Origin of the sequence: Halorubrum sp. F4 (assembly GCF_027257195.1) — an archaeon.
In the GTDB taxonomy this organism is placed as follows: Archaea; Halobacteriota; Halobacteria; order Halobacteriales; family Haloferacaceae; genus Halorubrum.
The window spans coordinates 88,713-98,553 of sequence record NZ_JAPDFS010000004.1 but is presented as its reverse complement, the minus strand read 5'-3'; the positions used below and the strand labels follow the sequence as shown (position 1 = coordinate 98,553).

The following is a 9,841-nucleotide window of genomic DNA, read 5'->3' as shown; positions in this document are numbered from 1 at the left end:
AGGAGTAGTCGGAGCCCCGGCACAGGAGTAGTCGGAGCCCCGGAACGAGGGAGCGTTCCGGCCGTGGGGTTTTTGATCCGGGACGCCGTTTCCCTTGCCGATGGGAGACGGGACGCGTATCGTCGACCTCGAGGCCGTCCCCGAGAACGGGTCGTACCTCTTCACCGCGGAGGACCCGTTCACGAACGAGACGGAGCTGGTCCTCGTCCGCTGTACCGAGGAGCCCGGCGTCCGCGCGTGGGCCAACACCTGCCCGCACGAGAGCCAGCGGCTCGACACCGGCGACGGCGCGGCGATACGAAACGACGAGATCGTCTGTCCGCGTCACGGGTCGCTCTTCGACGCCTGTTCGGGCGAGTGCGACAACGGCCCGGCCGCGGGGACGACGCTTCCCGACGTCGACGTCGCCGTCGAGGACGGCGTAGTTCACCTGGCCGACGACCGGTACACGTTCCTCCACGAGGGCGGGATCGACGACGGCGGGCCGGGATCCGCCTCACATCTGTCGTTTTGATCCGTGCCACGGCGGAGCGTGAGCCGCGCTATTCCGCCGTGTCGACGCCCACGGCCCGCACCGGCGCGCCGTCGCTCGGGAGCGCGAGCGGGTACGCGCGGAGCTCGAACCGCTCGTCGACGGCACCGAGGCCGGTGAGGTTCTCGAGGATCAGCGAACCGGAACCGAGCAACGTGTGATGGGCCTCGAATCCCGCCGGCTCGTCGTCGCTCGCGTTCGGTGACGGGGTCGGATCCGGGCTCAGCGCGTCCACGGCGACGTCGAACCCACGTTCGGCACACGCCTCGGCGGCCGCCGGCGAGAGGTACGGATGGTCGAGATAGCGATCGGTTCCCCAGGAGGCGTCCCAGCCGGTCCGGAACGCGAGGAGGTCCGCGTCGGCGTCCGGAACGCGTTCGGCGGGGATCGACTCGCGAGCGCCGAGGTCCCGGCAGTCGACGCGGATCGCGTCGAAGACGAATCGCTCGACCGGATACGCGTCGAGGGTTCGCCCGTCGGGTTCCGTGTGTGCGGGCGCGTCGACGTGTGTTCCGGTGTGGCTCCCACACTCGACGGATTCGACGTGGAAGCCGTCGGTCTCGTGGGTCGCGACGGTCTCGACGGTGACGGCGGGATCGCCGGGATACGTCTGGATGCCGGTCTCGATCGGATGGCTGAGGTCGTGGTGCACGTCCGAACCCGGGAGCGGGACGCGGAAAACGATCGGTGTACTCTGTAGAAACACTCTACGACTGACACAAGCGGTGTGCCGAATGGGAGTGCGTATCTTACGATCCGAGATGGGTGAGGAGTAGGTTTGCCACCCGATCGGGGTACTCGTGAGGGATCCAATGAGTGGCCTCGGAGATCTGTTCGAGGGTTCCTTCGTCACAGTAGTCGAGACTCTGTGGAGCCATCTCCGGCACGAGGGCCTGATCGTTCTCACCCCAAACGACACATGTGGGTGCGGTAACACGCTCGCGTGGTGGCTCCTCGCCGTGTCGAAAGAGTGCCCGATACCAGTTGAGCATCGCCGTGATCGCTCCGTCCTGTGCCCACGCCCGACGATACCGCTTGAAATCCGTTTCGTTGAATGCCTCCGATCGAGCTTCCTGCCGCATCGCAGTCACCATGAACTCGTAGTCGTCCCGTCTGACATACCACTCAGGAACGCGGGGGACCTGGAAAAAGAACATATACCAGCTTTTGCGCATTTGCGTCAGGTTCGATCGAAGATGCTCCTCAAACACCATCGGGTGGGGAACGTTGATGATTCCGAGCCGATCGACGGTATCCGGACGTCTGAGCGCCAGATCCCACGCCACGGCAGCTCCCCAATCATGACCGACGACGTGTGCAGTATCCCGATTTTCGGTAGCAATCAGACCGATGATATCCCCCGAGAGTTCGGTAATCCGATACGGACGGATACCAGCGGGCTTCTCACTGTGATTATATCCTCGCTGATCTGGGACGAGTACGCGATAGCCGGCCTCGACAAACGGTTCGATGTAGTCGTGCCATTCATACCAAAACTCTGGAAAGCCGTGAAGCAAAACGACGAGCGAGTCATTCGGGTCACCGGCAGCGACAGTATGTAGGCTCACATCATTTACGTCGCGGAAAGTGCTCTCTACCGATGGTATATCCGGAAGCAGTGCGTCGGTTTCCGTCCGTGTAGTCATTCTCTTTCCCCTTTCGTGTATGTACCGTGTATTCGTTATAAAATTGGGTTCTCCATCACTCGATATCCGGACGCTCGTGCGACTTTGCTGCGACACTCACCCTCTACGTTCAGCACGTAGTTCGAGATATATCGGCGTCGAACGATTTCAACAGCGCCGATCCGCAGTAACCCGTCCGAGCTACGACTCGTACTCCGCCCAGATGTACCGCGTGCCGTAACTCCGATATGGACGCCACGACTCGGCGATCTCGCGCATCTCGTCGCGGGTCAGCTCCTCGCCGTCGTTGTACACCTGCTCTATCCCCTTCCGCACCGCGAGGTCGCCGAGCGGCAACACGTCCTCGCGGCCGAGCGCGAAGATGAGGTACATCCGAGCGGTCCACTCGCCCACCCCGCGGATCTCGGTCAGCCTGTCGACGACCGCGTCGTCGTCGTGGCCGGCGAGTCCTTCGCGAGCGAGGTCGCCGTCGCCGTCACGGAACGCCTCCGCGGCCGACCGTAGGTACTCGACCTTCGTGCGGCTGAGTCCGGCCTCGCGCAGGGCGACCTCGTCCGCGGACAGCACGCGGTCGGAGGTCGGATCGCCGCCGAGAACGCCGACGAACCGCTCGTGAATCGCGGCCGCGGAGGCCGTCGAGAGCTGCTGGTTCACGATCGAGGTACAGAGACGCGCGAACTCGTCGTCCGCGGGCTCGATCGCGAGCCGTCCGTGTCGGTCGACGAGCGTCGCCATCGTCGGGTCCTCGCGTAAGGTCGCCGCGATTCGGTCCTCCATCGTCCCGACGTTGGGCCCGAAACTACGTGTACGTTTCCGGTCACGGACGGCGTCGGCGGCTCGGTTCGCGAATGCACCGTCGGCCGATCGACGGTCCATAAATAAACTTGCCTTGAGTTTCTCGTTTGAGAAATGGAAACGTTGAACCGGAGCGCTCGTGACCCTCCCGTATGCGACTCGAAGACGTTCAGCGGATCGCGGTACTCGGGGCCGGAAACATGGGCCACGGCATCGCCGAGGTCGCCGCGCTCGCCGGCTACGACGTGGCGCTCCGCGACATCGAGGAGGAGTTCGTCCGGGACGGCTACGACCAGATCGAGTGGTCGCTCGACAAGCTCGTCGAGAAGGACCGTATCGACGAGGAGGAGGCGACGGCCGCGCTCGACCGCGTCGAGACGTTCGTCGACCTCGCGGACTCGCTCGCGGACGCCGACGTCGTGATCGAGGTCGTCCCCGAGAGGATGGACATCAAGAAGGACGTGTACGGCCAGGTGGTCGAACACGCCCCCGAGGAGGCCGTCTTCGTCACGAACACCTCCAGCCTCTCGATCACCGAACTCTCGGAGGTCACCGATCGACCCGAACGCTTCTGCGGGATGCACTTCTTCAACCCGCCGGTGCGGATGGACCTCGTCGAGGTCATTTCCGGGAAACACACGAGCGAGGACACGCTCGAACTGATCGAGGGGCTCGCGGAGTCGATGGGAAAGACGCCCGTCCGCGTCCGCAAGGACAGTCCCGGGTTCATCGTCAACCGCGTGCTCGTCCCGCTGATGAACGAGGCGGCGTGGATCGTCGAGTCCGGCGACGCGACGATCGAGACGGTCGACTCCACGACGAAGTACGACATGGGACTGCCGATGGGCTCGTTCGAGCTCGCGGACCAGGTCGGGATCGACGTGGGGTATCACGTCCTCGAGTACATGCACGAGGTGCTCGGCGAGGCGTACCGCCCCTGCCCGCTGCTCGTCGGGAAGGTCGAAGACGAGGACCTCGGAAGGAAGACGGGGAGAGGGTTTTACGACTACGAGGACGACGGCGCCGAGATCCCCACCGGCGAGGGTGACGAGGACGTTCGACGCCGGCTGCTCGCCGTGATGGCCAACGAGGTCGCCGGGCTGGTCGGGAACGACGTGGCCGACGCCGAGGCGATAGACCGGGCGATGATGCTCGGAGCCGGCTTCCCGGACGGCCCGGCGAAACTCGCCGACGACGCCGGTCTCGACGACCTGTGTGACGTCCTCGACGACCTCCACGAGGAGACCGGCGAGGAACGGTATCGGGCGATCGAGTACCTCAGGGAGGCGGCCGAGGTGGGTGGATTCCACGGGAACGGAACCGACGCCGACGGAACGGGAGACGAGACGCCCGACTACGACACCCTCTCCGTCACCGTCGAAGAGCGGATCGGACACGTCGAGATCGACCGTCCCCACCGGATGAACACGATCAGCCACGAGCTGCTCGCGGAGCTCGAGTCGGCGATCGACCGGCTCGACGCCGACGACGAGGTTCGGGCGATCCTGGTGACCGGCGCGGGCGACCGGGCCTTCTCGGCGGGGGCCGACTTCCAGAGCATGGCCGCGAGCGGCACGGACCCGCTCGAGGGCGTCGAGCTCTCCCGGACGGGACAGCGCGCCTTCGGGAAGCTCGAAGAGTCGGACAAGCCCGTCGTCGCCGGCATCGACGGCTACTGTCTGGGCGGCGGGATGGAGCTCGCGACCGCGGCCGACCTCCGCGTCGCCTCCGAGCGCTCCGAGCTCGGCCAGCCCGAACACGACCTCGGGCTGATCCCGGGGTGGGGCGGGACGCAGCGGCTCGCGCGGATCGTCGGCGAGGGGCGCGCGAAGGAGATCATCTTCACCGCCGACCGCTACGACGCCGAGACGATGTACGACTACGACTTCGTCAACGAGGTCGTCGCGAACGACGCGCTCGACGACCGGGCGTGGGAGCTCGCCGAGGAGCTCGCGGCAGGCCCGCCGGTCGCCCAGAAGTACACGAAGCGGGTCATCCACGCCGGACGGGACGACGGCGAGGCCGGCCTCGAGGCCGAGTCGCAGGCGTTCGGCCACGCGATGAACACCGACGACCTCATGGAGGGAATCACGGCGTTCATGAGCGACGAGGAGCCCGAGTTCGAGGGGAAGTGAGCGACCTTCGAGTCCGTGTCGGCGACCGCGAACTGCCGGCGACGTGGACGGACGACGCCCCGGAGACCGTCGAGGCGATCGACGACGAGCTCCCCCTCTCCGGCGACGCGACGCGATGGGGCGACGAGCTGTACTTCGACGTTCCCGTCGACGTGCCGGCGGAGAACGCGCGGGAAGCGGTGCCGGTCGGGGCGATCGCCTACTGGCCGCGCGGGAACGCGCTCTGTCTGTTCTGGGGACCGACGCCCGTCAGCACGGACGGGGAGCCGCGCGCCGTGAGCCCGGTGAACGTGGTCGCTTCGCTCGACGACGTGAGCCTGCTCCGGTCGCTCGACGGCGGAGTGAGAGTCGTGATCGACCGAGAATAGGCGTCCGCGGCCGGGAGAACGTACCGCCGGAACGAAGGACGCGATCGTCTCCGGAGCGTTAGACGTACCCTTCCTCGACGAGCAGCTCGCCGTTCAGGATCGACGCGCCGGCCGCACCGCGGATCGTGTTGTGTGCGAGACAGTTGTACTGGACCCCGTTCGTCGTCGTCTCGACGCCGCCGGCGACGATCCCCATCCCGTCGGCGTAGGTCCGGTCGAGCCGAGGCTGTGGCCGGTCCGGCTCGTCGGGGCCGAACACCTTGATGAGCTGATCGGGCGAGCTGGGGAGGTCCGCGCTCTCGAACGCGCGCATGGCGTCGCGGACTTCCTCCGGATCGGGGTCGTCCGTCAGCGCGGCGAACACGTTCTCGAGGTGGCCGTCGAGCGTCGGGATCCGGTTACACGAGGCCGCCACGTCGGCGTCGTGGAGGCTCAGTTCGGCACCGTCGAACGAGCCGAGCAGCTTGCGCGACTCCGTCTCCATCTTGTCCTCCTCGCCGCCGATGTGCGGGATCGCGTTGTCGAGGATCTCCATCGACGTGACGCCGGAGTAGCCCGCCCCGGAGACGGCCTGGAGCGTGGAGACGTGGACCGTCTCGAGTCCGAACTCGTCGAGCGCCGCCAGCGTGGGAACCATCGTGATCGTCGAGCAGTTCGGGTTCTTCACCAGCGCGCCGTCCCAGCCGCGCTCGTCGCGCTGGACGTCGATGAGCCCGAGGTGGTCCGGATTGATCTCGGGGATCGTCAGGGGGACGTCCGCCGCCATCCGGTCGTTCGAGGAGTTCGAGGAGACGACGTACCCGGCCTCGAGGAACGGCGGTTCGACCTCCGCGGCGACGGAGGAGGGAAGCGACGAGAAGAGCAGGTCGACGTCGGCGTCGGCGATCGCCGCCGGGTCGGTCGCGACGACCTCCATCTCGGCGACGTCGTCGGGGATCGGGGTGTCGACGCGCCACTTCGCGGCCTCCCGGTAGGTCAGGCCCGCGCTCGAGGGACTCGCGGTGACCGCCGCCAGTTCGAAGGTCGGGTGGTCGTCGAGCAGTTGGATGAATCGCTGACCGACCGCACCGGTCGCACCGAGGATGCCGACTCGTACAGACATTGGATGACCCTGCGAGACAGTCACATAAGTGCGTTCGGATACGCGTCCGTTCGGGTGACCATCGGTACGTCGACGACCGACGGTTTAACACCGTCCGCCGTCTACGACCGGTCGCGTGCCCTCAGTCCCCGCCCGAGTACTCCCGGCTGGGAGCGATGACCGCGCGGAGAACCCAGGCACGTCACATCCGGTCGCGAACGCGACCCGCCCGTCGCCGCGCAGGCGACCGCCCGCCACGAGGGTTTCCCGGTCGACGCGGCACGCCGCCGGAGATGAGACCGGTCGTTAGTGTTGCGGGCGTACATTCCGAACTACCCTAGATACGTCTCTAAGACGGTGATGACATCTTCCACGAACTCGTCCGTGACTCGCCCCTGCCACGCGACCAGGTCTTCGATACGGGGCGAATGAACGGCCCACGGAGAGACGAACGACTGTTGTGGTACTCCGCCAACCGTCCACGGTCCGGCTTCACGGCGATCGAGTCCTCGTACTCTTTGGTCGAGATGGCGACTGCGACGAACTGTTCGTCACTGAACGGATGTAGGTCGTTGTTGACGACCAGCCACGGCCGTTGTCGATCTTCACCCAGCTTGAACGGATCCACGCTCCGAACCACGTCACCTAGCTCCGGCTGCATCTATTCGTCTCGTTCGCTGGGATGTGGTTCGTCGGGGGCAACGGCATCCCACTCGTCCGGATCGATCCCCTCATCCTCCTCGTCCAGCCGTTCCGTGATAGCGTGAAGTTCGTAGGCGTCTCTCACCCGATCCAGATCCGCTATTATTGCCCAGTACACCCCGTTATGTCGGACGAGATCGCGCTGCTTCAGCCGCGAGAGTGCGGTTCCGACCGTGTTCGGATCTTCGTTGATCCCGGTCGCGATCTCGGAACGAGTGAACGCTTTGTCCCGGTTCGTGTACAGGTAGGTGAGCACCTGTTCGGGGACGCTCGGGCCGTTCGGTAGATCACCGGTCTCGAACTCTTCGATACGTACTGGCAGATCCTGTACTCAGCGTGCTGATGTAATGAATGTACTGCAGTACTGGACCTGTCGACGGAGTCTGTTTACTCCGGGGAAAGGTCGCGTCACTTCCACCGAGCCTACTAGTAGATCCTCGTTCGGTAGTGTCGGGGGTGTACGTTTCGAACCACCGCAGACACGTCTCTACCGCATCCACGACTTCGTTGATATCTTCCCGGCGCTGAAGCGCGAGGATTCCCACGGCACCGCTTGGTTGAGATATTGTGGTTTACGATGTTACCTGTTTTTGAGGTGCGAATGTGCCAGTTTCCTTGTCAAACAGGTACTTCGATGGCTGTGCCAACCAGTGGTTGCTCCTATTCATCGACAAATCCGGTGAATTCGGAGGTACTTTTTATCGAATGTTCTCAGCTCCTTTCACATCCACATTTGCTGTCGTTCCGCACTCATCGCACACGTACAACCCGCACTCGATACGGTTCGCCTTCCGCTTGCGCCCACAACACGAGCACGATGTTAACGTGTCGCGCTCGGATACCTCTGTGATTCCTTCTATCTTGGCCTTATAGGTGAGCAGCTCCGTGAAACGGTCGAACGCCCACGAGTGTAAGTCGAGATTGCCGTGCTTCCCCCACTTTTTCGACTCTCTGTTCTGGTCGTCCTCACGGATACCGGAGAGATCGCCGACCACGATCGTCGCGACACCCTCCTCGACGGGTAAAACCACTAGAAGGTACGGGCACCATTTATAGAGAATTTTTACTAAAATGAGACTAGGTATGAGAGAGAAGCAGGGAGATTCAAGATAGTGTATCGGACGGATCTCAATGTGGTGCTATTCTAGTGAACTTAGACAAACACATCCCAGATATATCCGAAGAAGAACGACCGAATATTATCGATCTATTTGAGAGAATAGCACAAAATAACCTGAATGAGAATGTCACTCTCAAAGAGGATAATGAAATTGATAGTCTAAATCATTATTCGATTAAATCCGAAGAATGTGAACCGTTTACCGATAGTGATGAAGATTACTGTCTTTTCCGCGAAAAAGAAGATAAGACATTGATGGATTACTGATTATGAATAACACAACTACAATAAGAGCTGTTTTGGATCTGAAAGTAGCGAGGAGATATCTACAGCTGATTAATTATTACCACTCTACATCCGTTATCTCCCGATCCCCTCCATTGTTTGACGCCTCAACAATACTGCGAACATAATCGCACTCGTCTTCCCCCATATCTTCAGCATTAGATCGAAATACACTCGGGGTATCTGGTGACGGAATTTGTCCATGGGCATCAAATGTTCCAATAAGCCGGCCATCATTATCTAATTGTTGAACAGTTATTGTAGCGGTATCAGTTTCCAGATTAACACCTGCTGAATTTGTAACTTCAAACTCCCAATTAACTGTATCCAAATCTTCAAAAGCAAACGCAGAATAACACGACCAACTTCCGTCAATTATTTCTGTTATTTCGAGAGCATCTACGGCAGTTGTGATATTAATTTCCTCTTCCAAAACTGTCTCACCAGCTGTTTCAGCAAATTGTGCGTAAGAACCTACTTCCGGGACTTCATAATCAAACGTAATTGTCTCTGACGAACTGGGTTCAAGCGTAACATCTTCGGAACGTTCTACGCTACCCAATTCAAACATTAGATTTGTTGTTATCTCAAGATCGATCTCATTGTCCAGAGTTATTTCAACTGTCTGATCTTGGCCAACAAGCTGAGTAGACTCAATGTCATACGTTAATTCAATATCCGGTTCTACAACTTCTACTGTATCTGAGAGAGTCATTTCTTCCTCTGATAAGGATGCCTCAATATCTTGTTGGCCCGATGGGATATCTTCAAACTCAAACCGAACGGTGCCTGTACTATCTGGTTCGATCTCTACTTGCTCTGATTGTTGGGATCCTCCTAAATTCACTTCAACTACCGCTTCTCCAGTTTGTCCTCCTGTGTTTTCCAGATCAATATAGACATCTAAGTCATCCTCAACGAGGATCTTATCGAAACTTTTAATTTCAATTATTTCTATCCGAGCAGGCTCTGTTTCCTCCTGTTGGTCTTCATCCACCTGTTGGTCTTCATCCACCTGTTGGTCTTCATCCACCTGTTGGTCTTCATCCTCCCGTTGGTCTACTTCAGGCCCAGTTTCTTCTCCTGATTGGTCGTCACCTGATTCACCATTACACCCTGCTAATGCCACTATACCGCCCGAGATAGCTAGATATTCTCTCCGGTTCATATCGTGTTA

At 60.9% G+C, this 9,841-nt stretch carries 10 protein-coding genes and 1 pseudogene; 4 read left to right on the top strand and 7 right to left on the bottom strand.

Annotated elements, in window-relative coordinates:
• The first annotated feature begins 100 nt into the window (after positions 1-100).
• On the top strand, positions 101-514 hold the full coding sequence (locus tag OKW78_RS11455) for a Rieske 2Fe-2S domain-containing protein (RefSeq protein ID WP_281195297.1): 414 nt from the start codon (positions 101-103) through the stop codon (positions 512-514).
• Between the two features lie 28 nt (positions 515-542).
• Here OKW78_RS11455 and OKW78_RS11450 read toward each other — a convergent pair whose 3' ends face one another.
• From OKW78_RS11450 to OKW78_RS11440, 3 genes are all read right to left on the bottom strand, one after another.
• Positions 543-1,184, bottom strand: coding sequence for a cyclase family protein (locus OKW78_RS11450; protein WP_281195296.1), 642 nt, complete (start codon positions 1,182-1,184; stop codon positions 543-545).
• 97 nt (positions 1,185-1,281) lie between these two features.
• Entirely contained in the window at positions 1,282-2,178 is an 897-nt protein-coding gene (locus OKW78_RS11445) for an alpha/beta fold hydrolase (protein WP_281195295.1), read from the bottom strand.
• A 180-nt stretch (positions 2,179-2,358) separates the two neighbouring features.
• Positions 2,359-2,955 carry a DNA-3-methyladenine glycosylase gene (locus OKW78_RS11440; protein WP_281195294.1) on the bottom strand — a complete coding sequence of 199 codons (597 nt, stop codon included), beginning with the start codon at positions 2,953-2,955 and terminating at the stop codon, positions 2,359-2,361.
• Positions 2,956-3,125: 170 nt separating this feature from the next.
• Between OKW78_RS11440 and OKW78_RS11435 the strand changes: the two genes are divergently transcribed.
• Positions 3,126-5,108: a 3-hydroxyacyl-CoA dehydrogenase/enoyl-CoA hydratase family protein gene (locus OKW78_RS11435; RefSeq protein ID WP_281195293.1), complete on the top strand. Its 1,983-nt coding sequence runs from the start codon at positions 3,126-3,128 to the stop codon at positions 5,106-5,108.
• Complete coding sequence (locus OKW78_RS11430; protein WP_281195292.1) at positions 5,105-5,476, top strand: cyclophilin-like fold protein; 372 nt, start codon at positions 5,105-5,107, stop codon at positions 5,474-5,476. The genes OKW78_RS11435 and OKW78_RS11430 overlap by 4 nt, the downstream gene beginning before the upstream one ends.
• Positions 5,477-5,534: 58 nt before the next feature.
• Here the strand turns inward: OKW78_RS11430 and asd are convergent, their stop codons facing one another.
• The 3 genes and pseudogenes from asd to OKW78_RS11415 form a co-directional block, all read right to left on the bottom strand.
• A complete protein-coding gene (gene asd / locus OKW78_RS11425) occupies positions 5,535-6,578 on the bottom strand; it encodes an aspartate-semialdehyde dehydrogenase (RefSeq protein WP_281195291.1) in 1,044 nt (347 codons plus the stop codon).
• A gap of 640 nt (positions 6,579-7,218) precedes the next feature.
• Entirely contained in the window at positions 7,219-7,581 is a 363-nt protein-coding gene (locus OKW78_RS11420; protein WP_281195519.1) for a hypothetical protein, read from the bottom strand.
• 250 nt (positions 7,582-7,831) lie between these two features.
• Positions 7,832-8,272: pseudogene (locus OKW78_RS11415) on the bottom strand (zinc ribbon domain-containing protein); the annotation flags it as partial.
• Positions 8,273-8,406: 134 nt separating this feature from the next.
• Here OKW78_RS11415 and OKW78_RS11410 point away from each other — a divergent pair.
• The gene (locus tag OKW78_RS11410; RefSeq protein ID WP_281195290.1) at positions 8,407-8,646 is read left to right on the top strand and encodes a hypothetical protein; all 240 of its coding nucleotides are present in this window, start codon (positions 8,407-8,409) and stop codon (positions 8,644-8,646) included.
• A 76-nt stretch (positions 8,647-8,722) separates the two neighbouring features.
• Here OKW78_RS11410 and OKW78_RS11405 read toward each other — a convergent pair whose 3' ends face one another.
• On the bottom strand, positions 8,723-9,832 hold the full coding sequence (locus tag OKW78_RS11405; RefSeq protein ID WP_281195288.1) for a hypothetical protein: 1,110 nt from the start codon (positions 9,830-9,832) through the stop codon (positions 8,723-8,725).
• Positions 9,833-9,841: the final 9 nt, after the last annotated feature.